This is a genomic window from Palleronia sediminis (genome assembly GCF_004358695.1).
In the GTDB taxonomy this organism is placed as follows: Bacteria; Pseudomonadota; Alphaproteobacteria; order Rhodobacterales; family Rhodobacteraceae; genus Palleronia; species Palleronia sediminis.
In genome coordinates, this window is record NZ_SNAA01000007.1 from 81,371 (window position 1) to 104,218 (window position 22,848).

Genomic DNA, 22,848 nt, shown 5'->3' on the forward strand with positions numbered 1-22,848 from the left:
TTATTGCGGCGCGGCCAGCATCCGGCCCAGCGCCCGCCCGCCGACGACGTGCAGGTGGTAATGCGGCACCTCCTGCGTGCCGTGCGAACCCGCGTTCGAGATCACGCGATAGCCCTGGCCCCCCTCGCCCAGGCCGATCCCGGCCTCGGCGATGACACGGGCCGAGACGCGGGCGAAATCGACGATCTCGGCCTCGGAGGCCTCGGCGGCGAAATGGTCGTAAGAGACGTAGGGCCCCTTGGGAATCACCAGCACATGCACCGGCGCCTGCGGGCCGATATCGCGAAAGGCCAGCGTGTGCTCGGTCTCGATCACCGTGTCGTTGGGGATCTCGCCGCGCAGAATTTTGGCGAAAATGTTCTGGTCGTCATAGGCATGGGGCATCGCGGACTCCGTCAGTCGCTGAAAAGATGGGGGATGCGGGCAAGCCGCTGGGCGGTCTCGAGCGGCACGGGCAGGAACTCGCGCAGGGCCTGCGCCTGTTCGTCGCCGGGCCCGTCCTGCTGCAGGATGGCCAGCCTTCCGCCCGCCACCGCGCGCATGGCGTCGCGCTCGAACGCGATATCGCCGCGCAGCGCCGGCACCAGCGTCTGCAGCACCGACGCCGCGGTGGCGTCGCTGGCCAGCCCGATCCGCTTGGCGTGCCCTTCGAGATAGGCGTCGCTCAGCTCGCAATCGATCTCGAGCACATGCAGCGTCGTGCGGTCCTGCGCGAGATCGCGCAGGATATCGAGATCGGCGGGATCGAGGCAGATCGCCAGCCGGCGCGTTCCGTGATATTCAAAGATCATGCGCAAGAAGGATCGCCTGTGGCGATGGCGTTTCTGCATCGACGCGTCGATCCCGCCCAGATGGGGCAGGTTCGCGTCCATCTCGTCGAAAAGATACCCCACGACCGGCATCTCGAGCTCGGCGCCGATGGCATAGGCAAGCCGCTTGGCGACGTGCCATTTCTTGCAGACGATGGCGAACAGCTCGTGCTCCTGGCCAAGCGTGGCCTCCGTCTCCCAGATGCGGCCGGCAAAGCGGCGCCCGACCCGGCCGCGCCGCGTGAGATAGGTATAGAGCCGCTGCCCTTCGTTCGAGATGCGGAACCGGGCATCGGGGTCGACGTAAAGCTCGCCCAGCCGCGCCTTGAGCTCGGTGGCGCCGGGGCTGATCTTGCGCGCGAATAGGTGGTTCTGGCTCAGCAACAGATCGTAATGATCGTTGTAGAAGGACGCCGGCATCCCGTAATCGGAAAAGATGAGAAAGGTCAGCGTCCGCGACCGGATCTCGGCGCGGGGGATCAGGTGATAGACCAGCGTCTGGAAAAACGTCTCGTCGGGGATCCATGTGGTCGCAAAGAACCGCAGGATGTCGGGACGCGCCGCGCAGAACTCGAGGATCGTCGCGATGCTGGACCGGCGCAGGCACCACCATTGCGACCCGATGCGGATCTGCAGCCCCTTGGGCACGGCACGGGTGATCCCCAGCCGCTTTTGCAGCGCATAGGACGCATAGAACCGCCGTTTCTGGGTGCGTTCGTTGAACCAGTGGCGATAGATCAGCCTTTCGTGCTTGAACCCGGTCTTGATCCAGTCGCTTTCGAAGAAATCGGCGCATTCGCAATAATCGCAATCCTCGGCATCGAGGAAATCATGGGCAAAGCGCGCCGATTTGATGGGCATGCAATCGCCCGAGATCATGTAGAAATGCGTGGCGCGCGGGAACGCCTCGAAGGCCGCGCGCACGGTCAGCAGGGACGCCTCGACCAGGCTCCATTCGCCCCAGCCGCAGCGCAGCCGCCGCGCGGCAAAGGTCACGCGCGGGTTCTCGTCCAGCGCGCGGCGTATGGCGTCGTAATCGGCCTGCGCGGCGCGCCCGTCGAAATGGATGGCCACGAAATCCCCGGCCGCCGCGATCCGCCGCGCCTGGGCCACGATCGCGTCGGGATCCTTGTGACACAACAGGATATACGCGATTCTCGCCACGAAATGGCCTTGCTGCCGGTGTACCGATGACCCCAATACCAAGTCGACCGGGCCCGGTCACGGGGCTTTTGCCCGTGATCCGCCCCGCCCGAGCAGCAAGAGACGCAGAACCATGAACTTCCCCGGAACCTGGATGACGACAAGCGAAAGCGTGGTCTATCGCGTCGTGCCGAAATGCGCCTGCTCGACCATCGGGCAGATCCTCTATTATTCCGACAATGGCGAATTCTTCGACGGCGACATCCACGACGCGACCGAGGGGCTGCACAAATGGGCGCTCGACGACAGCCAGGGGCCGATCTCGCGCGTGGTGCGCAACCACGAGGCCTATGCCTTCACCTGCGTGCGCAACCCCTATACGCGCATCCTGTCGTCGTTCTTCGACAAGATCTGCGGCATCCAGCGCAACGGCAAACGCTATCGCGGCAAGATGGTGCCGATGCTGATGCAGAAATACGGGGTCGAGGTCGGCGGCGACGACGGCCGCGACGCGTTCGACCAGATCGCGAGCTTTCGGCGCTTCCTGCTCTTTGTGCGCGACACGATCCGCTGGCGCAAACCGATGGAGCCGGACATCCACTGGTCCTCGACCTCGGGCCATGTCTCGACCTTCATCGCCAATGGCGGGCGCTACGACCGGATCTTCTGGACCGAGGCGTTCAACGACGGGATGCAGGGCGTGCTCGACAATATCGAGACGAAACATGCGGTCGATCTCGCGCGGATCCCGCGCTTCAACGAATCCGAAGGGCATGGTCCCAAGCGCGCCCACCCGGTCGAGGCCTATTTCGACGATCTCGCGATGCACCTCATGTGGGAGATCTATCACCGCGACTTTCGCCTGTTCCGCTACGATTTCGACAATCCCGCCAACAAGATGCCCACAGGCGAAATCGACCTGGACGAGGTTCACGCCAAGCTGTCGTGACGCCCGGCCGCGCCCCGATGACGGCTCAGCGGCGGAACCGGCCGAAAAACGGCGCGATCCTGTGGCGCCAGAGCCCGCGCGACAGCCGCCAGATCATCGCGATCACGAGGGCAAGGACGATTAGGAACACCGTGTTGCGCCATGGAAAGCCCAACGCGTCGGGCCCGTCGACCCGCTCGACCGCCAGCGCGTTCGGAAATGTCGACAAGAGCCGCGACCGCCAGCCGTAATGGCGCACCGACACCCAGAGCGGCGCGTCGCGGGTCGAGACGTAATCGGCCGCCTGCGCCTGCAGATCGGCGCTATCGAACTTGAAGAAGAACGGCCAGCCCCAGCCGGTATCCTCGTTGCGATAGACCGCCGGATCGCCGTTGGGCCGCACCGCCTCGAGAAAACGGATGTCGCGGTTCGCGGCCGCCACCGTTCCCGAATCGGGCGAGCTCCAGAAAATCGCGCTCGGGCCGCTGATATCCATGCGCCGGATCTCAGTATTGACGATCCGCACCACGTCGCGCTGCGGCAGGGTATAGTGGATCAACGCGCCCACCACGGCCAGGACAAGCGCCAAGAGACCCCATTTCACGCTCCGCATCGGCCCGCCCCCGTCTCTGTTTCGAAAAATACTCAAGTCACGGCATACGCTGCCTGCGCGCCGGGCGCCAATGGGTTGCCGCCGGCGCCGTGTCGCCGCACCCTGTCGTGATGGAGCTTCGTGCAGGACCGGGAAACGGATTGACGGATGTGGCGGGCCTCGCGGTCGGCCATGCGGGATCGGACCGGCTCAGGTCGGGCGTGACCGTCTGCGTGGCCGACCGCCCCGTGACGGCCGGCGTGCATGTGATGGGCGGCGCCCCCGGCACGCGCGAAACCGACCTGCTGCGCCCCGACGCCACGGTGGGCGGGGTCGATGCGCTGGTGCTTTCGGGCGGCTCGGCCTTCGGGCTCGCCGCCGCCGATGGCGTCGCGGCGGGGTTGCGGCGCATGGGGCGGGGCTTTGCCGTGGGCGACATGCGCGTGCCCATCGTGCCGGCCGCGATCCTCTTCGACCTCGGTGCGGGGGGTGATCACGGGTGGGACGTCTCGCCCTATCCCGATCTCGGGGCGGCCGCACTCGCCGCCGCCGGCCCCGATATCGCCCAAGGGTCGGTCGGGGCGGGAACGGGGGCCATCGCGGGCGGGCTCAAAGGCGGGATCGGCACGGCCTCGGCGGTGCTGGACGACGGCACGGTGGTCGCGGCGCTCGTCGCGGCGAACCCCGTGGGCGGCGTCGCCTGCCCCCGCAGCGGCAGGTTCTGGGCCGCCGGGGCCGAGCTCGGGGACGAGTTCGGCGGCCATGGCCCGCCCGACAGGCTGGTGCCCGTGACCAAGCCGATGCGCCCCGGCGGCGCGACCACCATCGCCATCGTGGCGACCGATGCCGACCTGACCAAGGCACAGGCGACCCGCATGGCGACGGCCGCCCATGACGGCATCGCGCGGGCCGTGCTGCCCGCCCATACGCCGTTCGACGGGGATCTCGTCTTTGCCTGCGCGACCGCCCGGCGCCCCGCGCCGGACGCGGTTGGCCTCATGTGGATCGGCCATGCGGCGGCGACCTGTCTGGCGCGGGCCATCGCGCGGGCGGTGTTCCTCGCGCGCGCCGCGCCGGGCGACACGGTGCCGACATGGGCCGACCGCTTCGACGCTCAGTTGCGCCAGAACGCCACGGTAAAGAGGACGTAAACCGCCATCAGCTCGAGCCGGCCGACCAGCATCCCGGCGATGAGCAGCCATTTCGCCCCGTCGTTCAGCGGCCCGAAATAGCCCGCGGGCCCGATCACCGGACCCAGCCCCGGCCCGATATTGCCGATGCTCGTCGCCGCCCCCGAGACGGCGGTGACGAAGTCGAGCCCGGTCAGCCCCAGCCCGACCGACAGCACGCCCAGCGACACGACGAAGAGCACGAAGAAGGCCATGACCGAGCTCAGCACCTCTTGCGAGACCGGCCGCCCCTCGAACCGCGGCACGAAGATGCCGTGCGGCGCGTTGATCCGGCGCACCTGGACCCCGATGGCCGACAGCAGGATCTGGTAGCGGAAGATCTTGACCGAGCAGCAGGTCGAACCCGCGCATCCGCCGATCATCCCCAGGAGAAAAACGACGACCATCGCGAAGCTGCCCCATTCCTGATAATCGACCGAGGCAAAGCCCGTGCCCGAGATGATCGAGGTGACGTTGAACAGCGCCTCGCGAAAGCTCTCTTCGATGCCGCGCCCGTCCACGCCGATCTGGAACGCGGCCAGCATCCCCGCCGCCGTGCCGATGACGACGAGATAGCCGCGCACCTGCGCGTCGCGCAGGATCGGCTGGGCGGTGCCCGCGATCAGCTGGATGTAACGCACGAAAGGCAGGCTCGCGAGGATCATGAAGAGCGAGGCGGCGTATTCCATGCCGCCCTGATAGGCCCCGAACGACCGGTCCGTGGTCGAGAAGCCGCCCGTGGCGATGGTGGTCATGGCATGGTTGATCGCCTCGAAGCTGGTCATGCCCAGCGTCAGGTAGGTCAGAAAACAGCTCAGCGTGAGCACGACATAGATCCAGCTGATCTGGCTCGCGATCTCGGCGGCGCGCGGCAGGATCTTGCCCATGGTGTCGAACGCCTCCGAGCGGAAGATCTGCATCCCCCCGACCCTCAGCTCGGGCAGAAAGACCATCGCCACGACGATGATGCCGATGCCGCCGAACCACTGCATCATCGACCGCCACAGCAAGAGCCCGGCGGGCAGGTCGTCGAGCCCCGTGAACACGGTCGAGCCGGTGGTGGTCATGCCCGACATCGCCTCGAAAAACGCGTCGGTCACGCTCGCCTCGAGCGGGCCGAGGAGAAAGGGCAGCGCGCCGAAGACCGGCAGCATCACCCAGACCAGTGTCGTCACGAGAAAGGTCTGCTGGATCGTCAGGCCGCGCGCGATGCCGCTGGCGCAGCTCAGCGCGATCATCCCGCCCGAAAGCCCGGTCAGGACACCCGATTGCAGAAAGACCGGCCAATGCCCGTTGCCCTGGAACAGGTCCACGAGAAGCGGCACGGCCATCGCCGCCCCGAGACAGGCCACCAGAAGGCCGATGACATAGCCCACCGGGCGGAAATCGATCATGGCGGAGCCATGTGTCCGGGCGGGGATGCTGTCAAGCGGCGCGCTCGCGCACCCCCCCGGCGGCGTTCAGGACGATATCGTAGAGCATCAGACCCTCGTCGCGCCGCGCCACCGCGCCGAAACACCGCAAGAGCCCCGCCATCTGGCGGTTCTCGGGATGGACCAGCGCCTCGATCCGGCGGATGCCGCGTGCCGCCGCGATCTCGAACAGGCGCGCGAGAAGCAGCCGCCCGATGCCCCGCCGCTGCGCGCTGTCCACGATCGTCACGGCCAGCTCGGCGCGGTCGGGCGCGGTGGCATAGCGGAACCAGTGCGCGATGCCGACCGGGCGGGGCGGGGCGCCGGGCGCGTCGGGCAGGATCTCGGCGGCGAGCGCCTCGTGATCGTGATGGTCGGGCGTGACATAGCGGCGCACGTCGTCGTCGGGCAGCCGATCGATGGCGCGCAGGAACCGCATGATGCGCGACTGCGCCGACAGCTCGTCGAACCCCGCGATCAGCTTGGGCGCGTCCTCGGGCACGACCTGACGGATCAAGAGCCGCGCGCCGTCGGGCAGGGTCAGGGTCCGTGGCGGGACCGCATCCTCCATGTCATCCCCCGTGATGCAGACTGGCAAAGAGCCCCGGCTCGAGGCTGGTCTGCGCAAAGGTCTCGCCCTCGGTCAGAAGGCTGACGGCATCGTGGCTGTGCAGGCTTTCCTGATGGCTCGCCAGCACGCGGAAATCGCCGATGGCCGGGTCCGAGGCGAGGGCCTGCGCAAGCAGCCGCACCGCGTCCTCGACAAAGATCGGGTTGGCGGCGTTCAACTCGGCAAAGGCCTGTTCGTCCTCGCGCTTGACCATGACCTGCGTCTCGGTCGGGATAGCCGCGCGGCAATGGTCGATCAGATCCTCGACGAACAGCTCCCCGCCGGTCAGCTCGACCGAGATCCGCGCGACCGAGCGCTGCGAATGCGGCGTGGCCAGTTGCCCGCGGGTCCGGCGCGCATGTTCGGCCAGTTCGAGCGAGCACGGGCAGGTCGAGGAATAGACATAGTCGAGATGCATGATCCGCTTGCGCGTGCCATCGAGGTCGACCACCTCGAAGGCGAGGTCGTAATACTGCCACCCCGACAGGCCCGACCGCAGGCTGTCCACCCTGAGCGGCATCGACAGGCGCATCATGATGCGCGCGTCGAAGCTGCCGAGGTCGGTCTTGTAGGCGTCGAGCGTGCGCTCGATCACGTCGAGGTCAAAGCTGTCCTCGGCATTGCGGTAGAAGGTGCGCATGATGCGGGACATGTTGATGCCCTTCATCTCGGCGGCCAGCGACACCGACCCCGTCACCGACGCCTGAACGCTCGCCTCGCCGCCGTCGCGCAGCGCGACGCGCAGGGGCAGGCGGAAATTCGAGATGCCGACATGCTGGATATGGCGCCGCGCCCCGCGGACGAGCGTGCCATTTTGCAGATCCGGCAGGCCCGCGCGATAGGCGGCATCGACCGTGAACCCCTGCGGATAGGCGGTCGAGAACAGCGGATAGGACGGCACCGGGCCGGGCAGCAGCGCGCGCAGTTGCGGATCGAGCTGGGCCAGATCCTCCTCCGAGGCGCGCGCGGCCCAGCCGCGCAGCCGCTCGAGCATGTCGGCTGCGTCGTCGCGGTTCATTTCAGCAGAGATATCGCGGTCATGCAGATTCATCGGCGTCCCCCCGTTCGGCGCAAGGGCCAGAGATATGATCGACCCCCAGCGGGTTCCAGATTGCAACGTCAAAATACATCCGCCACCGCGTCACCCGCCCGGCGATGCGTGCCGCGTCCCGACCCCGGCGCTGGTCGGAACCGGGGCCGAATGCCTTGTCTGCCGCGCTGCGCGGAGGGCGCCCGGCATCCAGCGCGGGCGCCGGCTCATGCCCGGTCGAGCGCCTGCGACAGATCGTCCAGCAGGTCGTCCGCATCCTCGAGCCCGACCGACAGTCGGACCATGCCCGGTCCGATCCCCAGCGCGGCGCGCGTCTCGGGGGTCAGGCGCTGGTGGGTGGTGGTCGCGGGATGGGTGGCGATGGATTTCGCGTCGCCGAGATTGTTCGAGATCGTCACGATCCCGAGGGCGTCGAGAAACCGGAACGCGGCCTCCTGCCCGCCATGCAGGTCGAGCGCGAGCATCGTGCCCGGCCCCGACATCTGCGCCGCGGCGAGGGTATGCTGCGGGTGATCCTCGAGCCCCGGAAAGATCACCCGCGACAGCCGCGCGTGCCCGCGCAGCGCATGGGCCAGCCGCGCGGCGGTGGCGGACTGCGCCTTTACCCGCAGATCCAGCGTCTCGAGCCCCTTCAGCATGATCCAGGCGGTAAAGGGCGACATCGCCCCGCCGGTATGTTTCATGTAGGGCTCGACGGTCTTGCGAATGAACGCCTCGGAGCCGAGGATCACGCCGCCCAGCGCCCGCCCCTGCCCGTCGATATGCTTGGTGGCCGAATAGATCACCACGTCGGCACCCATCTCGAAGGCGCGCGAAAAGACCGGCGTGGCAAAGACGTTGTCGGCCACCACCAGCGCGCCGACCTCGTGGGCGAGCCCGGCCACGGCGCGCAGGTCGATCACCTCGAGCGTGGGGTTCGACACGGTCTCCATGAACACCGCGCGCGTGTCGGGGCGGATCGCCGCGCGCCACTGGTCCAGATCGGTGCCGTCGACAAAGGTGACCTCGACCCCGAAGCGGGTCAGGATATCCTCGAGAATATAGAGGCACGACCCGAACAGCGCCCGCGCGCTGACGACGTGATCGCCCGCCTTCAGCATCGACATCAGCGCGCCGTTGACCGCCGCCATGCCGCTGGCCGTGGCAAAGGCCGCCTCGGCCCCCTCGAGCGCGGCGATCCGGTCCTGGAACATCGCCACCGTGGGATTGCCGTAGCGGGCATAGATGAACTCGTCGTCGCCGGGCTGCTCGAACCGCTCGCGGGCGGCTTCGGCGGTGTCGTAGACAAAGCCCTGGGTGAGGAATATCGCCTCGCTCACCTCGCCATAGCCCGAACGGCGAATGCCGGAATGGACGGCTTTCGTGCGGGGTTTCCAGTCGGTCATGCAAACTGCCTCGTCGCTTGTGCCGCACCGGTCAGGGGCGCGGGGCACCGAAGCGCGGCCCGACCTCTTTAGCGGTATCTTTAACGTGGCCCGCAATCCGGTAACAAATCGCCACGCCGTCTGGCTAGCGCCGGCATGCGAACCGGTCAAGCCGCGCCGTCAGTCCTGCGAGGGACCGTGTTCGCGAAAGAGCCGCCCCTGAAGCATGAAGAACAGAAAGATCGCGGCGGTCAGTCCGAAGGTCTTGAAGTTGACCCAGGCATCGGTCGACATCGTGCGCCAGACGACCTCGTTCAGGGCGGCGAGGGCAAAGAAGAACAGGCAGAACCGTCGCGTGAGCTTCATCCAGCCTTCCTCGTCGAGGGGCACGACCTCGCCCATGACCATGCGCAGGAAACTGCGCCCGCGCAAAAGGCCGATGCCGAGGATCGCGCCGAAGATGAGGTAGATCAGCGTCGGCTTCATCTTGAAGAACCGCTCGTCGTTGAACCATACGGTCAGCCCGCCGAAGACCACGACCAGAACCAGCGTCACGACCTGCATCCGGCTGAGCGTGCCGGTGATCCGCCACAAAAGCAGCGTGCTGAGCGCCAGCACCGGCACGAAGGCCGCGGTGATGAGGATGAAGCCCGAATACTCGGTGCCGCCAAGGATGAAGCTGCGGTCGCGCAGCAGAAGGTAGCCCACGAAGAACGCGAGGATCGGGCCCAGTTCCAGCGCCGTCTTCCATCCCTTTCCGGTCTCGCTCATGCCGCGTCAGCCTCCGAATTCAACGATGACCGCACCTGATGCGATTGCCGCCATGAGCGCAAGCCTGCGCGGCCCCACCCGCTCGCCCAGCATCACCCAGCCGATCAGCGCCGCAAAGACGGTCGATGTCTCGCGCAGTACCGCCGCCTCGCCCACCTTGTCGAGCCGGGTCGCCAGCATGATCGCCCCGAAGGACGCGATGGCGACCGCGCCGCCCAGCACGCCGCGTGCGGCCAGCGCGCCCTTGCCGGCCATACCGGCGATCTCGGCCCGGCGCACCAGGGCCACGCCGGTCGCAAAGAAAATGCCGTCGAGAAAGAAGAACCACGCGAGAAAGGTGGCCGGATCGGGCGTCGCACGGATGCCGTAAGCGTCGATGGTCGTATAGAGCGCGACGAACAGCCCGGTGATGACGGCGAGAACCAGCGCCAGCGGCAAGGTGTCGCGCGCGGTGGTCAGGAACACGAGATTGTAGAGCGCGAGCCCGAAGATCCCCGCCAGAAGCACCCCGACGCCCAGCCATTGCAGCGCGGTAAAACGTTCGCCGAACAGCACATAGGCCCCGATCACGGTGAAAAGCGGCGCGACGCCGCGCAGCACCGGATAGACGACCGTGAACGCCCCCCGCGAATAGCAGGCAGCCTGCACGAGCTTGTAGCCGATATGCACCACCACCACGACGGCAAAGATCGGCCACATCCCGGCCGCGGGCCATGGCACGACGAAAAGCGCGAAGGGCGCCGCCATGAGCCCATAGCTCCAGTCCATCGCCATGCGGCTGATCCACGGATCGTGCCGCCCCTTTTGCAGCGCGCCGAAAATGGCGTGCAGAAAGGCCGCCGACAGCGCCAGCACCAGCGCGATGTCGTGGCCCCGCGCGGTGCCCTCGACCGCCTCGACCCAGGCCATCATCGCGGCCGGCCCCGGAACGCGGCGTCGCGCGGCACGTTGACGCGCCAAAAGGCCGGACCATCCATGCTCGACGCCCTCGTTCCCGAATTCGTCGCATCGTTCAGCGCGGTGCCCGTCCTCGCCGCGCTGTTGCGGATGACCGCCGCGCTGGTGCTGGGCGGCATCGTCGGCGTCGAGCGCGAGGTCCGCTCGAAGCCCGCCGGGCTCAGGACGCATATGCTGGTCTCGATCGCGGCCTGCCTGTTCACGCTGGTCGGGCTCGAGCTTGCGCAGCTCGATTTCGGGGGCGACGAGGTCAAGCGCGTCGACCCGCTGCGCCTGATCGAGGCAGTGACGGCGGGGGTCGCGTTCCTTGCCGCGGGGCTGATTTTCACCTCGGGGGGCAAGGTGCGCAACATCACCACGGGCGCGTCGCTGTGGATGTCGGGCGCCATCGGCCTGGCCTGCGGCGCCGGGCAGATCGGGCTTGCCGCGCTGGCCACGGTCCTCACGCTGGTCGTCATCGCCCTGTTCGGCCGGATCGAGCGGGCGCTGGCCCGCCGCGACGACAGCCCGCCATAGCGCTCAGCCCTCGAGCCCGGTCAGCGCGGCGGCGAATTCCTCGGGGTCGAACGGCGCGAGATCGTCGATCTGCTCGCCCACACCGATGGCGTGGATCGGCAACCCGAACCGGTCGGCCAGCGCCACCAGAACGCCGCCCCGCGCGGTTCCGTCCAGCTTGGTCATCACCAGCCCCGACACATCCGCGATCTTCTGGAACGTCTCGACCTGGCTCAGCGCGTTCTGGCCCGTGGTCGCGTCGAGCACGAGAACCGTGTTATGGGGCGCCTCGGGGTCGCGCTTGCGGATGACGCGGACGATCTTGGCCAGTTCCTCCATCAGGTCGGCCCGGTTCTGAAGCCGCCCGGCCGTGTCGATCAGCAGCAGATCGGCCCCCTCGGCCTCGGCCCGCCCCATCGCGTCGAAGGCAAGGCTCGCCGGGTCCGAGCCCTGCGGCGCGGTCATCACCGGAACCCCGGCCCGGTCGCCCCAGACCTGCAACTGCTCGACCGCCGCGGCGCGGAACGTGTCGCCGGCCGCAATCACTACCGACTTGCCCGCGGCGCGGAACTGGCTCGCGAGCTTGCCGATGGTCGTCGTCTTGCCCGAACCGTTGACGCCGACGACCAGCACGACCTGCGGTTTTTTCGCATAGATCGGGAGGGGGCGGGCCACGGGGTCGAGGATGCGGGCGATCTCGGCGGCGAGGAGGCGCTTGATCTCGGCGGTCGAGACACGCCGCCCGAACCGGCCCTCGGCCATGTTGGCGGCGACGCGCGCGGCGGTATCGACGCCCATATCGGCCGAAACGAGCAGGTCCTCGAGCTCTTCGAGCATCGCGTCGTCGAGCGGCCGGCGCGCGACCGGTCCCTCGGGTTCGGCCCGGCGCCACAACCGGTTGAGAAGCCCGCCGGGCTGCGGCGGATCGACAGCGGGCGGCGCCTCGGGCACGGGGATGGGCGCGGGGCCCGCGGTGGCCGCGGGCGGTTCGGGCTCGGGCTCGGGCGTGGGTGCCGGCTCGGGTTCGGGGGGTGGCGCGGGCGCAGGTTCGGGCCGTTCGGACGGAGCGTCGGGGGCCGCGACCTCGCCGCCCTCTTCGACCAGCGCGTCGAGCCCCTCGTCGAGGCGCGAACTGCTCTTGAAGAGCTTGGATTTCAGCTTGTTGAAAAACGACATGGCCCACCATCTAGGCCGAAACGCCCGCGGGGGGAAGAAGCGCGCATTGGACAGGTTTCGTGCACGCTTTGGTCACGTTCGGAATGTAGGAGGGAGGAGCGCGCCCGTGCTAGGCTGCACGCGCCCGACACCGAGGATGCCGTTCATGCGCTGGACATTCGCCATCGCCACGCTGTTGCCCGTCCTGCCCATGGCGCTTGGCCTCTGGGGCGGCGGAGCATGGGTGGTCGTGGCCATCCTGTCGATGACGGCCCTGGTGATGGGGCTCGATTCGCTGGTGCGCGTCACCATCCCGCCCGATGCCGACGGGGTTGAGTTTCCGGCCGGCCCGCTCTTGTCGATCGTCATCGGGCTGTCGCAGATCGGGCTGCTGGCCGGGTTCGCGGCCTCGGTCGGCGCGGGGCGGCTGCCCTTGGTCGAATCGCTGGGGCTGCTTTATGCGCTGGGGCTGTGGCTGGGGCAGGTCGGCAATGCCAACGCGCATGAGTTGATCCACCGCCCCGCCCGCGGGCTCAGGCGGTTCGGCGCGCTGCTTTTCACCGCGATCCTCTACGGTCATCACGCCTCGGCCCACCCCCGTGTCCACCATCGCCACGTCGCCACGCCGCGCGACCCCGCCACCGCACGGCTGGGCGAATCGTTCTGGGCCTACGCGCCGCGCTGCTGGATCGACGGGTTCCGCGCCGGTCACGCGGCCGAGGCCGGGCTGCTCCGGTCCCGCTACGGGGCGGGCTGGCGGCGGCACGACCCGTTCATCGCCTATGTCGGCGGGGCGCTCGCGATCCTCGCGGGGCTCGCGGCGCTCGGCGGGCCGTCGATGGCGGCGTGGTACCTGGGACTATGCCTATTCGCGCAGATGCAACTCATGCTGTCGGACTATGTGCAGCATTACGGTCTGACCCGCGCCATTGGTCCCGGCGGCCGCCCGGAACCGGTCGGCCCGCGCCACAGCTGGAACGCCCCGCACTGGTATTCCGGCGCGATGATGCTGAACGCGCCGCGCCATTCCGACCACCACGCGCATCCGGCGCGCCCCTTCAACACGCTCGCCCTGCCCGACCCGGCCGACGCGCCGCGCCTGCCCCGGTCGCTGCCGGTCATGGCGACGCTGGCACTGTTTCCGACGGCGTGGCGCCGCGTGATGGACCGGCGCGCAAGGCGGTGGGCGGCACCGGGCGACGGCACCGCGGCAAAGCGCCCCGCCCCTGCCCCGCGCGATGCGGGGGCGGCGTCTGGCCAGACGGGGGCGGTCGTGGCAGATTGACCCGATGACGCCACGCCCGATCCTCGCCCTCGCCGCCCTCGGCCTGTCGGTGCTCGCCACGCCGTCGGCGACCATGGCCGCGACCCCCATGACCGCGGCCGAGTTCGAGGCCTATGTCACCGGAAAAACGCTTACATTCTCGGTCGGCGGCAGCCCCTACGGTCAGGAGGAATACCGCGACGGCCGCCGGGTGCGATGGTCGTTTCTCGACGGCGACTGCAAGGAGGGCGACTGGTTCCCCCAGGGCGATCACATCTGTTTCGCCTATGACGACGACCCGCCGGGCGCCGCCCCGATCTGCTGGACCTTCTACAGCGGCCCCGCGGGGTTGCGGGCCGAGCTCGCCGACGACCCGGCCGGAAGCGTCTTCTACGAAACCCGCCAAAGCGACGAGCCGCTGGTCTGCCTCGGCCCCGAGGTCGGCGTCTGACGGCGCGCCGTCTGCCCGCCCGTCAAAGCAGCGTGCCCTGTTCGGGCGGCGACTCCTTGCCCCTGGGTTTGCGGGGCCGCGACAGTGCCAGCCGCCCATCCTGGAACTCGATCTCGAGCGCGGCGGCATCGGTGGCGGCCGCGCGCGTCGTCACGACCCTCTCGCCGTCGCGCACCACCGCATAGCCGCGCTTCAACGTCGCGGTATAGCTCAACCCCTCGAGCAAGCGCCCCGCCGCATCGAGCCGGGCCTGCGCCGCCTGCGCCCGCGCGGCCGTCGCGCGACCGAGCCGGTCATCGATGCCCGCAAGCTCGCCCCGCATCGTCTCGAGACGCCTCAGCAGGGGCCGCGGCCGGTGGCGCGCCGCGATATCGGCCAGACGCTCGCCGCGCCGCCCGAGCGCGCGCTGCATGGCCGGTCCCAGCCTTGCGCCACGGCCGTTCGCGGCCTCGCGCGCATCGGACAGGCGCCGCTGCAGGGCGCGCAGGTTCAGCACCGCGCCCACCTCGGCCAGGCGCGACCGCTCGCCGGTGACGCGGGCCTGCAATGCGCGCGGCAGGTCCCGCTCGACCGTGTCGAGCCGCTGCCGCGCCGGGCGGGTCAGCGTCTCGGGGCGGGGCAACGCGCGCGACAGGTCGGCCACGCGCTGGCGCCGACCGGCAATGGCCTGCGCCAGCCCCCGGCTCAGCCGCGCGGCCTGTCCGTCGATCGTCGCGGCCAGCTCGAGCCGCACGGGCACGGCCAGCTCGGCGGCGGCGGTCGGGGTTGGCGCGCGGCGGTCGGCGGCGTGGTCGATCAGCGTCCAGTCGGTCTCGTGCCCGACAGCCGAGATCAGTGGGATCGCACTGGCCGCGGCGGCGCGCACCACGGCCTCGTCGTTGAACCCCCAGAGATCCTCGATCGACCCGCCCCCCCGCGCGACGATCAGCAGGTCGGGGCGCGGCACGGCGCCGCCCGGCTCGAGCGCGTTGAAGCCCGCGATGGCACGCGCCACCTGCGCGGGGCAGTCGCGCCCCTGCACCGCCACGGGCCAGACCAGCACCTTGCGCGGAAAGCGGTCGCGCAGGCGGTGCAGGATATCGCGGATCACCGCCCCCGCGGGCGAGGTCACGACGCCGATCACCTCGGGCAGAAAGGGCAGCGGGCGCTTGCGCGCCTCGGCGAACAGCCCCTCGGCCTCGAGCGCCTTGCGCCGTTTCTCGAGCATGGCCATCAGCGCGCCCATGCCGGCGGGCTGCACCTCCTCGACGGTAAGCTGGTATTTCGACTGGCTGCCAAAGGTGGTCAGCCGCCCCGTCGCGACGATCTCCATCCCCTCTTCGGGCAGGTGCGACAGCGCCCCGATCTGACCCTTCCACGCGACCGATGCCAGGACCGACCGGTCGTCCTTGATGTCGAAATAGAGATGGCCGGACTTGGCGCGGAACACGCGCCCGACCTCGCCCCGCACCCGGATGCGCGAAAACTCGCCCTCGATCACGCGTTTGACCGCCCCCGAAATCTCGGAGACGGAATATTCGTGGGCATTGCTTGGGGATTCGTCGAAAAGCTCCATGCCAGCGAGACTAGCGCCCGACGCCCACGGGCGGAAGGCCGCGCGCGCTTCACACCGCCGGGGTGCGCCGCTATCAGCGGCCCCGAACGGGCGGCGGAACGGAGCGGCGGCATGAACATCCTGATCCTCGGCGGCGGCGGTCGCGAACATGCGCTGGCCTGGGCGGTGCTGCAGAACCCCAAATGCGATCGCCTGATCGTGGCGCCGGGCAATGCCGGGATCGCGGCCATCGCCGAGACGATGCGCGTCGATATCTGCGACGCGCCCGCGGTCGTGCAGGCCGCCGTCGATTGCGCCATCGACCTCGTCCTCATCGGCCCCGAGGCGCCGCTGGCCGCGGGCGTGGCCGATGCGCTGCGCGCGGCCGGGATCGCGGTGTTCGGACCCGACCGCGCGGCGGCGATGGTCGAGACCTCGAAGAGCTTTACCAAGGCGCTGTGCGACGCGGTGGGCGCGCCTACCGCGCGCTATGCGCGGTTCACCGAGGCCGCCCCCGCGCTGGCCCATATCCGCGAACAGGGCGCGCCCGTCGTGGTCAAGGCCGACGGGCTGGCCGCCGGCAAGGGCGTGACCGTCGCCTCGAGCCTGGCCGAGGCCGAGGCGGCGGTCGAGGACATATTCGCCGGCCAGTTCGGCGCCGCCGGCTCGGCCGTCGTGATCGAGGAGATGCTGACCGGCGAAGAGGCGTCGTTCTTCGTGCTGGTGGACGGCATCGACTTGCTGCCCATCGGCACCGCGCAGGACCACAAGCGCGCGGGCGAAGGCGATACCGGTCCCAATACCGGCGGCATGGGCGCCTATTCCCCCGCCCCGGTCATGGATGCCGCGGTCGAGGCCCGCGCGCTGGACGAGATCGTGCGCCCCTGCATGACCGCGCTCGCGCAAGGCGGAACGCCCTATTCGGGCGTGCTCTATGTCGGATTGATGATCGAGGACGGCGCGCCCCGGCTGATCGAATTCAACGCGCGCTTCGGCGACCCGGAAGCGCAGGTGCTGATGATGCGGCTCGGGGCGCAGGCGCTCGACCTGATGCAGGCCTGCGCCGAGGGGCGTCTGAACGAGGCGCGGGTGCATTGGGCCGAGGATCACGCGATGACGGTGGTGATGGCCGCGCCCGGCTATCCCGGCCCCGTCGAGACGGGCCAGCCCATCGGCGGGATCGAGGCCATCACGGGCAGCTCGACGGGCATGGTGTTCCATTCGGGCACGGCGATGCGCGAGGGGCGCGTCGTCTCGGCCGGGGGGCGGGTGCTGTCGGTGACCGCGCGCGGCGAGAGCCTCGGCGAGGCGCGCGACCGGGTCTATGGCATGGTCGACGCGGTCGACTGGCCCGAGGCGCAGTTCCGCCGCGATATCGGGTGGCGCGCCCTGCGCTGACGCGGCGGCGGGCGCGCCCGTCGCGGCCGGGCATGGGTATTTGAAAAGAGAAGAGTCGGCCGGGGGCGGCGCCATGCCCCCGGATGCGTCAGATCTGCTTTTCGGGCATCTGCACCACCAGCCCGTCGAGCGCGTCCGACACCTTGAGCTGACAGGTCAGTCGCGACCGGGCCGGGTCGGGCTCGTAGGCGAAATCGAGCATGTCCTGTTCCATGTCCTCGCGCGGGGGCAGGCGGTCGACCCAGTCCTCGGCGACATAGACGTGACAGGTCGAGCAGGCACAGGCGCCGCCGCAATCGGCCTCGATGCCGGGGATGCCGTTGTCGCGGGCGCCTTCCATGACCGTCAGGCCGTTGGGCACGTCGACGACATGCTCGGTCCCGCCATGCTCGATATAGGTGATCTTCGCCATTTGCGCGGCCTCTTTCGGATGATGTTCGCGGCCCTTGCTAGTCGGCGGCGCGTGCGGATGCCAGCCGGATTGGCGGCGGGGCGCGCATGTTCTATATACGTTCCCATGAGCGATTTCGCCGCCCCACCTCCGCCCTGGCCCCGGCCGCCGGCCTGCCTGCCCCATGGCGCGCTGGACCGGCCGCCCAACGGCGCGCGGGTCGCGGTGGCGGGGCTGGTGCTGCTGCGCCAGCGGCCGGGCACGGCAAAGGGCGTTGTGTTCCTGACGCTCGAGGACGAGACCGGCGTGTGCAACGTCATCGTCTGGCGCAAGCTCTACGAACGGTTCCGCCGCGCGGTGATCGCGGGGCGCTGCCTGCGGGTGACGGGGCGGTTGCAGCGCGAGGCGGGCGTGACCCACGTGATCGCCGAAGAGATCGAGGACATAAGCTGGATGCTGGACGACCTGCTGCGCGTCGAGGCCACAGGTCGGCACGAAAGCGACACGGCGGGCTAGGCCGGGTGCGGCGGGGGCGCTAGCCTCTGCGCCGAAGTCCCGCAGGAGGTCGCCGCAGCCCCATGCCTGTCGTTTTCGCGCGCATGGCCGTGCTCCTTGCCCTGCTCGGCGCCTGCGCGCCGGGCCTCGGGCCGGACGTGGACAGGTTCCGCGAACCCGAGCTGGCCGCCACGCGCAGCCAGCGGGTCGACCTGTCGCGCCCCGATATCTGCCACAGTCGCGACGACACCCCCGCCGTGATCGAGACCGTGACCGAGCAATTCGCCGAGACCGCGCCCGACGGTTCGATCAGCTATCGCACCGAGACCAGCCAGCGCATCGTCGAGAACCGCGAGGAAATCTGGTTCGAGACCCCCTGCCGCGATGTCTGGACCGAAGAGTTCATCGCCGCCGTGCAACGCGCGCTTATCGTGCGCGGCTACATGCCCGGCCCGCCCAGCGGCGAGGTCGACCGGGCGACCCGCAAGGCCATCCGCGCCTTTCAGGCAGGCCAGGGGATCGACAGCGACGTGCTGAGCATCGCGGGCGCCAAGCGGCTGGGGCTGATCGTCTATGACCGCGACGAGGCCCTCGGCCGCTGAGATCCGCATGCGAAAGGGGCCGCCGCGCTGTTGCGCGACGGCCCCCCGGTCAGAGGGCGCGGCGGGCCGCGATCACTCGATGGGCAGCGCGACGAAGCGCGGGTCGCCCTCGCGACGGATCAGCAGCAGCACCGAGCGGCGCCCGGCCTCGCGCGCCTCTTCAATCCGGTCCTCGAGCGCGGCCGACGAGGTCACGCCCTGCTGGCCGGCCTCGGTGATGACATCGCCCGCGCGGATCCCTTTCTCGAAGGCTTCGCTATCCTCGGCCACATCCGTCACGACGAGCCCCTCGGCGCCCTCGCCAAGGCCAAGCTGCTCGCGCATCTCGTCGTCGAGCTCGGTCACGGTGATCCCCAGAAGCTCGGTCTCGTTGCTTTCGGGCACGTCGCGGCTGGCCGTGGCCGGCACCGATTCGGCCTCTTCGCGGCGACCGAGCGTCACGGCGAGTTCCACCCGTTCCCCGTCGCGATAGACGGTCAGCGGCACCTCGGCCCCGACCGCGGCATCGCCCACGCGGCGCACCAGTTCGCGGGTATCGGCAACCTCCTGGTCGTTGAAGGACACGATCACGTCGCCGGCCTGCATCCCGGCCTCTTCGGCGGGGCCTTCGGGGACGTCGGTGACGAGCGCGCCGGTCGCCTCGGCCAGGCCGATGCTTTCGGCGATATCCTCGGTCACGTCCTGGATGCGCACGCCCAGCCAGCCGCGGCGGGTCTCGCCGAACTCCTTGAGCTGGTCGACGACCTTTTCGACCACGTTCGACGACATGGCGAAACCGATCCCGATCGAGCCGCCATTGGGCGACAGGATCGCGGTGTTCACGCCGACGACCTCGCCCTCCATGTTGAAGAGCGGGCCGCCCGAATTGCCGCGGTTGATGGCGGCATCGGTTTGGATGTAGTCGTCATAGGTGCCCGAAAGCGCCCGGTTGCGGGCCGAGACGATCCCGGCCGAGACCGAGAACCCCTGCCCCAGCGGGTTGCCCATCGCCATGACCCAGTCGCCCACCGCGGCATCGTCGCTGTCGCCGAAGGGCACCGGCTTGAGCGGCGCGTCGCTTTCGACCTTGAGCAGCGCGATATCGGTCTTGGGGTCGGTGCCCACGATCTCGGCGGGCAGTTCCTCGCCGTTGAAGAACTCGATCGCGATCTCGTCCGCGCCCTCGATGACGTGGTTGTTCGTCACGATATAGCCGTCATCCGAAATCACGAAGCCCGAACCCAGCGCCTGGCTGCGGCGGGGGCGGCGCTGGTTCTCGCCGCGATCCATGAAGTCGCGAAAGAAATCCTCGAAGGGGCTGCCCTCGGGGATCTGGGGCATCTGCTCGGCGCTGGCGGCGACGGTGGTCGAGGTGGTGATGTTCACGACCGAATCGCTGATCTTCTCGGCCAGCGGCGCGAAGGTTTCGGGCGCGGCATCGGCCTGCATGGCGGGCAGCGCGACGAACGCGGTGCCGAGCATGAGGGCGGTCAGTACACCGCGGGTGCGGCGCCCGAGGTCGAAGGTGGTTTGCACGGTCACGTCGTTCTCCTTGATGGATCATCTTGCGATGGGGTCGGGCCCTCGGGCCCGCGTCTTGGGGTTCGTGCCCCTTGCATTCGTTGCCCCGGCAATATGTGCGATATTTTCGTCCGCTCAACGGGTCCGGGGGTCGCGGGTTCTCAACACGGCGTGAAATTTCGACATGTTTCCGCCGCTAGAGTGCGCGCCCGAGCAGTACCAGCGCAAGCCCCGTGGCCAGCGCCAGAAGCCCGATCAGGCGTCGCGCCTCGACGGGCATCGCGCGCAGGCGATCCAGCACCTCCTCGATACGCGAAGGGGCCAGCGCAAGCGCCAGCCCCTCGATCAGCAGCACGAGGCCGAGGGCGGTCGCCGCCCAGCCCATCAGTTCGTGACGCTTGCCGCGTCGGGCGTGTCGTCGCCCGAACCCGGACGGGTCGTGGTCGCCGCGGCGGCCTCGGCATCGGCGGCCTCCTCGGCATCCCCGGCCCGGCTGGCTGCATCGGCCGCGGCGGCGTCGCGTTCCGCGGTGGCCGTCGCCTCGCGCTCGGCATTGCCGCGCGAGCCGTCCGGCTGGTCCGTCTTGAGGTAGTTGAAGAACGCGTTGTCAGGCGACAGCACGAGCGTGGAGTTCCCCCCCTGCAGCGACCGGTCATAGGCCGCGAGCGAACGGTAGAAGTCGAAGAACTCGGGATCGGCCGAAAACGCCTCGGCATAGATCGCGTTGCGCTCGGCATCGGCCTCGCCTCGGGTGATCTGCGAATCCCGCTCGGCTTCGGAGACGAGTTCCACCCGCGTCCGGTCGGCCTGTGCGCGGACGCGCTGCGCGGCCTCTTCGCCGCGGGCGCGTTCGTCCGTGGCCTCGCGCTCGCGCTCGGCCCGCATCCGGTCGAAGGTCGCGGCGAGGTTCTGGTCGGGCAGCGCGGTCTGCTTGAGCCGCACGTCGATGATGTCGACGCCCAGCGCCAGCGCGCGCGACCGGGCCTGGTCGCGGATCCGCGTCATCAGCACCGAACGGTCCTCGGACAGGATCGTGTTCGAGGTGACGCCGTCCGAACCCAGCACGGCACGGGTCTGCGCCACGAGGATCGCCGAAAGCCGCCCCTCGGCCGAGCGGATGCCGCCCACGCCCACGGCGCGGCGGAACTGCTCGACATCGGCGATGCGGTAACGCGCGAAGGCATCGACGATCAGGCGCCGGTCGTCCGAGGGCGTGACCTCGATAGGGTCGGTGTCGAGCGACAGGATCCGGTCGTCATAGCGCACGACGTCCTGGATGAAGGGAATCTTGAAGGCGAGGCCCGGATCCTCTTTCACCCGCTTGATCTGGCCGAACTGGAGCACGAGCGCACGTTCGCGTTCGTCCACGACAAAGATCGACCCCATCAGGGCGATGATCGCGACCGCGGCGACCGCGATCAGAGCATAGAACTTGGTCATCAGTTGGTTCCCTGGTTCATGGCCGCGCCGCTCGTGACGGTCGTCCCCGCGGCCCGCGTCGGGGTGGCGGCAGAGTTCGTCGCGCCGGGGCCCGAGGTGTTCCGGCGCAGCTCGTTCAGCGGCAGGTAGGGCACGACCCCCTGGCCGCCCGCGCCGCCCTGTTCGTCGAGGATCACCTTGTCGACCCGGCCGAGCACCTCTTCCATGGTTTCGAGATAGAGGCGCTTGCGCGTCACCTCGGGGGCCTTTTCGTATTCGGCAAGGACCGCCGAGAAGCGCGACGCCTCACCCTGCGCCTCGTTCACGGTCTGGGCGCGATAGGCCTCGGCCTCTTCGAGGATCTGCGCGGCCTGACCGCGCGCGCCCGCCAGAACGCGGTTGGCATAGGCATCGGCCTGGCGGACGAGCCGCTCGCGCTCCTGCTCGGCGGCCTGCACGTCACGGAAGGCGTCGATGACCTCGGCGGGCGGGTCGGACTTGTCGAGGTTGAGACGCACGACGTTCACGCCCGAGTTGTAGCTGTCGAGCGTGTCCTGGATGATCTGTTGCGCGGCCAGCGCGATGGCGTCGCGGTCACGGTTCAGGATCGGGGCCAGTTCGGACTGGGCGACGACCTCGCGCATGGCGCTTTCGCTGACGGCGCGGATCGTCTCGACCGGCTCGGCGAGGTTGAACAGGAACTCGGCCGGATCGCTGATGTTCCAGACCAGTTCGAAGTCGATATCGACGATGTTCTCGTCGGTGGTCAGCATCAGCCCGTCGCCGGCATTGGTGCCGCGCCCGACGCCCAGCGTCTCGGTCTGCTCTCGCGTGACCGGCAGCACCTCGTAGGACACGATGGGCCAGGGCGCGAAGTTCAGGCCGGGCTCGCCGGTGGCGTAGTAGTCACCGAGGAACAGCTCGACAGACTGCTCTTCGGGGCGGACGGTGTAGAAGCTGGCAAAAAGCCACAGCGCCAGCACCGCGACGCCGCCGATCACGAAGGTCGAGCGCCCGCCGAGGTTCGGCCCGCCGCCCGATCCGCCGCCCGGCCGATTGCCGCCGCCGCCCATCAGGACGCGCAGGCGTTCCTGGCTTTTCTGCACGATCTTGTCGATATCGGGCACCTGGGTGTCGCCGCCGGTGCCCGCGCCGGGCCGCCGCCGGCCGCCGAAATCGGGGCGGGTGGGGCCATCGTTGCCGCCGCCTGCGCCGTTATTGCCCCCGGAACCCCCGCCCCAGGGTCCGCCATTGTTGCTCGCCATCTTTGGTGAGTCCCCTCGATGCTTTCAATAATCGTGCGTGTTGCGTTCAAAATGTGCGCGCGGGACGCGCAGT

24 protein-coding genes and 1 riboswitch are annotated in these 22,848 nt (G+C 69.2%); of the genes, 8 read left to right on the plus strand and 16 right to left on the minus strand.

Going from position 1 to position 22,848, the window contains the following annotated elements; translation table 11 throughout:
• Positions 1 to 384 carry an HIT domain-containing protein gene (locus tag E2L08_RS08000; protein ID WP_133396545.1) on the minus strand — a complete coding sequence of 128 codons (384 nt, stop codon included), beginning with the start codon at positions 382 to 384 and terminating at the stop codon, positions 1 to 3.
• 11 nt (positions 385 to 395) lie between these two features.
• Positions 396 to 1,973, minus strand: a complete 1,578-nt coding sequence (locus E2L08_RS08005) for a DUF5928 domain-containing protein (protein ID WP_133396546.1) — start codon at positions 1,971 to 1,973, stop codon at positions 396 to 398.
• A 112-nt stretch (positions 1,974 to 2,085) separates the two neighbouring features.
• Here E2L08_RS08005 and E2L08_RS08010 point away from each other — a divergent pair, with 112 nt between their 5' ends.
• Positions 2,086 to 2,901, plus strand: coding sequence for a sulfotransferase family protein (locus E2L08_RS08010; RefSeq protein WP_133396547.1), 816 nt, complete (start codon positions 2,086 to 2,088; stop codon positions 2,899 to 2,901).
• A 25-nt stretch (positions 2,902 to 2,926) separates the two neighbouring features.
• On the opposite strand, the gene E2L08_RS08015 is transcribed toward E2L08_RS08010, so the two are convergent.
• Positions 2,927 to 3,493 carry a DUF1523 family protein gene (locus E2L08_RS08015; RefSeq protein WP_133396548.1) on the minus strand — a complete coding sequence of 189 codons (567 nt, stop codon included), beginning with the start codon at positions 3,491 to 3,493 and terminating at the stop codon, positions 2,927 to 2,929.
• A 110-nt stretch (positions 3,494 to 3,603) separates the two neighbouring features.
• On the opposite strand from E2L08_RS08015, the gene E2L08_RS08020 reads away from it, so the two are divergent.
• Complete coding sequence (locus E2L08_RS08020) at positions 3,604 to 4,623, plus strand: P1 family peptidase (protein WP_133396549.1); 1,020 nt, start codon at positions 3,604 to 3,606, stop codon at positions 4,621 to 4,623.
• Here the strand turns inward: E2L08_RS08020 and E2L08_RS08025 are convergent.
• The 6 genes from E2L08_RS08025 to E2L08_RS08050 all read right to left on the minus strand — a co-directional run bounded on the left by E2L08_RS08025 (position 4,587) and on the right by E2L08_RS08050 (position 10,761).
• Positions 4,587 to 6,035 carry a TrkH family potassium uptake protein gene (locus E2L08_RS08025; RefSeq protein WP_133396550.1) on the minus strand — a complete coding sequence of 483 codons (1,449 nt, stop codon included), beginning with the start codon at positions 6,033 to 6,035 and terminating at the stop codon, positions 4,587 to 4,589. The genes E2L08_RS08020 and E2L08_RS08025 overlap by 37 nt on opposite strands.
• A gap of 31 nt (positions 6,036 to 6,066) precedes the next feature.
• The gene (locus E2L08_RS08030) at positions 6,067 to 6,624 is read right to left on the minus strand and encodes a GNAT family N-acetyltransferase (protein ID WP_133396551.1); all 558 of its coding nucleotides are present in this window, start codon (positions 6,622 to 6,624) and stop codon (positions 6,067 to 6,069) included.
• Position 6,625: 1 nt separating this feature from the next.
• Positions 6,626 to 7,714 (minus strand): GTP cyclohydrolase FolE2, encoded by a 1,089-nt coding sequence (folE2, locus tag E2L08_RS08035; protein WP_133396552.1) that lies wholly within the window; start codon positions 7,712 to 7,714, stop codon positions 6,626 to 6,628.
• Between the two features lie 206 nt (positions 7,715 to 7,920).
• Positions 7,921 to 9,099: an O-succinylhomoserine sulfhydrylase gene (gene metZ, locus E2L08_RS08040; protein ID WP_133396553.1), complete on the minus strand. Its 1,179-nt coding sequence runs from the start codon at positions 9,097 to 9,099 to the stop codon at positions 7,921 to 7,923.
• Positions 9,100 to 9,146: 47 nt separating this feature from the next.
• A riboswitch (SAM riboswitch) is annotated at positions 9,147 to 9,224 on the minus strand.
• A 34-nt stretch (positions 9,225 to 9,258) separates the two neighbouring features.
• Complete coding sequence (locus E2L08_RS08045) at positions 9,259 to 9,849, minus strand: inner membrane-spanning protein YciB (RefSeq protein ID WP_133396554.1); 591 nt, start codon at positions 9,847 to 9,849, stop codon at positions 9,259 to 9,261.
• Positions 9,850 to 9,855: 6 nt separating this feature from the next.
• Entirely contained in the window at positions 9,856 to 10,761 is a 906-nt protein-coding gene (locus E2L08_RS08050; RefSeq protein WP_133396555.1) for an EamA family transporter, read from the minus strand.
• 63 nt (positions 10,762 to 10,824) lie between these two features.
• Here E2L08_RS08050 and E2L08_RS08055 point away from each other — a divergent pair, with 63 nt between their 5' ends.
• A complete protein-coding gene (locus tag E2L08_RS08055) occupies positions 10,825 to 11,322 on the plus strand; it encodes an MgtC/SapB family protein (protein ID WP_133396556.1) in 498 nt (165 codons plus the stop codon).
• 3 nt (positions 11,323 to 11,325) lie between these two features.
• On the opposite strand, the gene ftsY is transcribed toward E2L08_RS08055, so the two are convergent.
• Complete coding sequence (gene ftsY / locus E2L08_RS08060; protein ID WP_133396557.1) at positions 11,326 to 12,477, minus strand: signal recognition particle-docking protein FtsY; 1,152 nt, start codon at positions 12,475 to 12,477, stop codon at positions 11,326 to 11,328.
• Positions 12,478 to 12,622: 145 nt separating this feature from the next.
• Between ftsY and E2L08_RS08065 the strand changes: the two genes are divergently transcribed.
• Both E2L08_RS08065 and E2L08_RS08070 read left to right on the plus strand, forming a co-directional pair.
• Positions 12,623 to 13,741: an alkane 1-monooxygenase gene (locus E2L08_RS08065; RefSeq protein ID WP_133396558.1), complete on the plus strand. Its 1,119-nt coding sequence runs from the start codon at positions 12,623 to 12,625 to the stop codon at positions 13,739 to 13,741.
• Between the two features lie 4 nt (positions 13,742 to 13,745).
• Positions 13,746 to 14,171, plus strand: a complete 426-nt coding sequence (locus E2L08_RS08070) for a hypothetical protein (protein WP_133396559.1) — start codon at positions 13,746 to 13,748, stop codon at positions 14,169 to 14,171.
• Between the two features lie 22 nt (positions 14,172 to 14,193).
• Here E2L08_RS08070 and xseA read toward each other — a convergent pair whose 3' ends face one another.
• A complete protein-coding gene (xseA, locus tag E2L08_RS08075) occupies positions 14,194 to 15,726 on the minus strand; it encodes an exodeoxyribonuclease VII large subunit (RefSeq protein WP_133396560.1) in 1,533 nt (510 codons plus the stop codon).
• Between the two features lie 111 nt (positions 15,727 to 15,837).
• Here xseA and purD point away from each other — a divergent pair, with 111 nt between their 5' ends.
• Positions 15,838 to 17,103: a phosphoribosylamine--glycine ligase gene (gene purD / locus E2L08_RS08080; RefSeq protein WP_133396561.1), complete on the plus strand. Its 1,266-nt coding sequence runs from the start codon at positions 15,838 to 15,840 to the stop codon at positions 17,101 to 17,103.
• An 88-nt stretch (positions 17,104 to 17,191) separates the two neighbouring features.
• Here the strand turns inward: purD and E2L08_RS08085 are convergent, their stop codons facing one another.
• Positions 17,192 to 17,515 carry a 2Fe-2S iron-sulfur cluster-binding protein gene (locus E2L08_RS08085; protein ID WP_133396562.1) on the minus strand — a complete coding sequence of 108 codons (324 nt, stop codon included), beginning with the start codon at positions 17,513 to 17,515 and terminating at the stop codon, positions 17,192 to 17,194.
• 105 nt (positions 17,516 to 17,620) lie between these two features.
• Between E2L08_RS08085 and E2L08_RS08090 the strand changes: the two genes are divergently transcribed.
• A complete protein-coding gene (locus E2L08_RS08090) occupies positions 17,621 to 18,010 on the plus strand; it encodes an OB-fold nucleic acid binding domain-containing protein (RefSeq protein WP_133396563.1) in 390 nt (129 codons plus the stop codon).
• 62 nt (positions 18,011 to 18,072) lie between these two features.
• Positions 18,073 to 18,591: a peptidoglycan-binding domain-containing protein gene (locus E2L08_RS08095; RefSeq protein WP_240758165.1), complete on the plus strand. Its 519-nt coding sequence runs from the start codon at positions 18,073 to 18,075 to the stop codon at positions 18,589 to 18,591.
• 72 nt (positions 18,592 to 18,663) lie between these two features.
• On the opposite strand, the gene E2L08_RS08100 is transcribed toward E2L08_RS08095, so the two are convergent.
• The 4 genes from E2L08_RS08100 to hflK form a co-directional block, all read right to left on the minus strand.
• Entirely contained in the window at positions 18,664 to 20,052 is a 1,389-nt protein-coding gene (locus E2L08_RS08100) for a DegQ family serine endoprotease (protein ID WP_133396617.1), read from the minus strand.
• Positions 20,053 to 20,287: 235 nt separating this feature from the next.
• Positions 20,288 to 20,476 (minus strand): DUF2065 family protein, encoded by a 189-nt coding sequence (locus tag E2L08_RS08105; RefSeq protein ID WP_133396564.1) that lies wholly within the window; start codon positions 20,474 to 20,476, stop codon positions 20,288 to 20,290.
• Positions 20,476 to 21,531: a protease modulator HflC gene (gene hflC / locus E2L08_RS08110; RefSeq protein ID WP_133396565.1), complete on the minus strand. Its 1,056-nt coding sequence runs from the start codon at positions 21,529 to 21,531 to the stop codon at positions 20,476 to 20,478. The genes E2L08_RS08105 and hflC overlap by 1 nt, the downstream gene beginning before the upstream one ends.
• Positions 21,531 to 22,775 (minus strand): FtsH protease activity modulator HflK, encoded by a 1,245-nt coding sequence (hflK, locus tag E2L08_RS08115; RefSeq protein WP_133396566.1) that lies wholly within the window; start codon positions 22,773 to 22,775, stop codon positions 21,531 to 21,533. Before hflK ends, hflC begins: the two co-directional genes overlap by 1 nt.
• Between the last annotated feature and the right edge of the window lie 73 nt (positions 22,776 to 22,848).

Bases quoted from the DNA above. Each gene is read 5' to 3' on its own strand.
- E2L08_RS08000 (WP_133396545.1), bottom strand. From the start codon at position 384: ATGCCCCATGCCTATGACGACCAGAACATTTTCGCCAAAATTCTGCGC.
- E2L08_RS08010 (WP_133396547.1), top strand. From the start codon at position 2,086: ATGAACTTCCCCGGAACCTGGATGACGACAAGCGAAAGCGTGGTCTAT.
- E2L08_RS08015 (WP_133396548.1), bottom strand. From the start codon at position 3,493: ATGCGGAGCGTGAAATGGGGTCTCTTGGCGCTTGTCCTGGCCGTGGTG.
- E2L08_RS08020 (WP_133396549.1), top strand. From the start codon at position 3,604: ATGGAGCTTCGTGCAGGACCGGGAAACGGATTGACGGATGTGGCGGGC.
- E2L08_RS08025 (WP_133396550.1), bottom strand. From the start codon at position 6,035: ATGATCGATTTCCGCCCGGTGGGCTATGTCATCGGCCTTCTGGTGGCC.
- E2L08_RS08030 (WP_133396551.1), bottom strand. From the start codon at position 6,624: ATGGAGGATGCGGTCCCGCCACGGACCCTGACCCTGCCCGACGGCGCG.
- folE2 (WP_133396552.1), bottom strand. From the start codon at position 7,714: ATGAATCTGCATGACCGCGATATCTCTGCTGAAATGAACCGCGACGAC.
- metZ (WP_133396553.1), bottom strand. From the start codon at position 9,099: ATGACCGACTGGAAACCCCGCACGAAAGCCGTCCATTCCGGCATTCGC.
- E2L08_RS08045 (WP_133396554.1), bottom strand. From the start codon at position 9,849: ATGAGCGAGACCGGAAAGGGATGGAAGACGGCGCTGGAACTGGGCCCG.
- E2L08_RS08050 (WP_133396555.1), bottom strand. From the start codon at position 10,761: ATGATGGCCTGGGTCGAGGCGGTCGAGGGCACCGCGCGGGGCCACGAC.
- E2L08_RS08055 (WP_133396556.1), top strand. From the start codon at position 10,825: ATGCTCGACGCCCTCGTTCCCGAATTCGTCGCATCGTTCAGCGCGGTG.
- ftsY (WP_133396557.1), bottom strand. From the start codon at position 12,477: ATGTCGTTTTTCAACAAGCTGAAATCCAAGCTCTTCAAGAGCAGTTCG.
- E2L08_RS08065 (WP_133396558.1), top strand. From the start codon at position 12,623: ATGCGCTGGACATTCGCCATCGCCACGCTGTTGCCCGTCCTGCCCATG.
- E2L08_RS08070 (WP_133396559.1), top strand. From the start codon at position 13,746: ATGACGCCACGCCCGATCCTCGCCCTCGCCGCCCTCGGCCTGTCGGTG.
- xseA (WP_133396560.1), bottom strand. From the start codon at position 15,726: ATGGAGCTTTTCGACGAATCCCCAAGCAATGCCCACGAATATTCCGTC.
- purD (WP_133396561.1), top strand. From the start codon at position 15,838: ATGAACATCCTGATCCTCGGCGGCGGCGGTCGCGAACATGCGCTGGCC.
- E2L08_RS08085 (WP_133396562.1), bottom strand. From the start codon at position 17,515: ATGGCGAAGATCACCTATATCGAGCATGGCGGGACCGAGCATGTCGTC.
- E2L08_RS08090 (WP_133396563.1), top strand. From the start codon at position 17,621: ATGAGCGATTTCGCCGCCCCACCTCCGCCCTGGCCCCGGCCGCCGGCC.
- E2L08_RS08095 (WP_240758165.1), top strand. From the start codon at position 18,073: ATGCCTGTCGTTTTCGCGCGCATGGCCGTGCTCCTTGCCCTGCTCGGC.
- E2L08_RS08100 (WP_133396617.1), bottom strand. From the start codon at position 20,052: ATGCTCGGCACCGCGTTCGTCGCGCTGCCCGCCATGCAGGCCGATGCC.
- E2L08_RS08105 (WP_133396564.1), bottom strand. From the start codon at position 20,476: ATGGGCTGGGCGGCGACCGCCCTCGGCCTCGTGCTGCTGATCGAGGGG.
- hflC (WP_133396565.1), bottom strand. From the start codon at position 21,531: ATGACCAAGTTCTATGCTCTGATCGCGGTCGCCGCGGTCGCGATCATC.
- hflK (WP_133396566.1), bottom strand. From the start codon at position 22,775: ATGGCGAGCAACAATGGCGGACCCTGGGGCGGGGGTTCCGGGGGCAAT.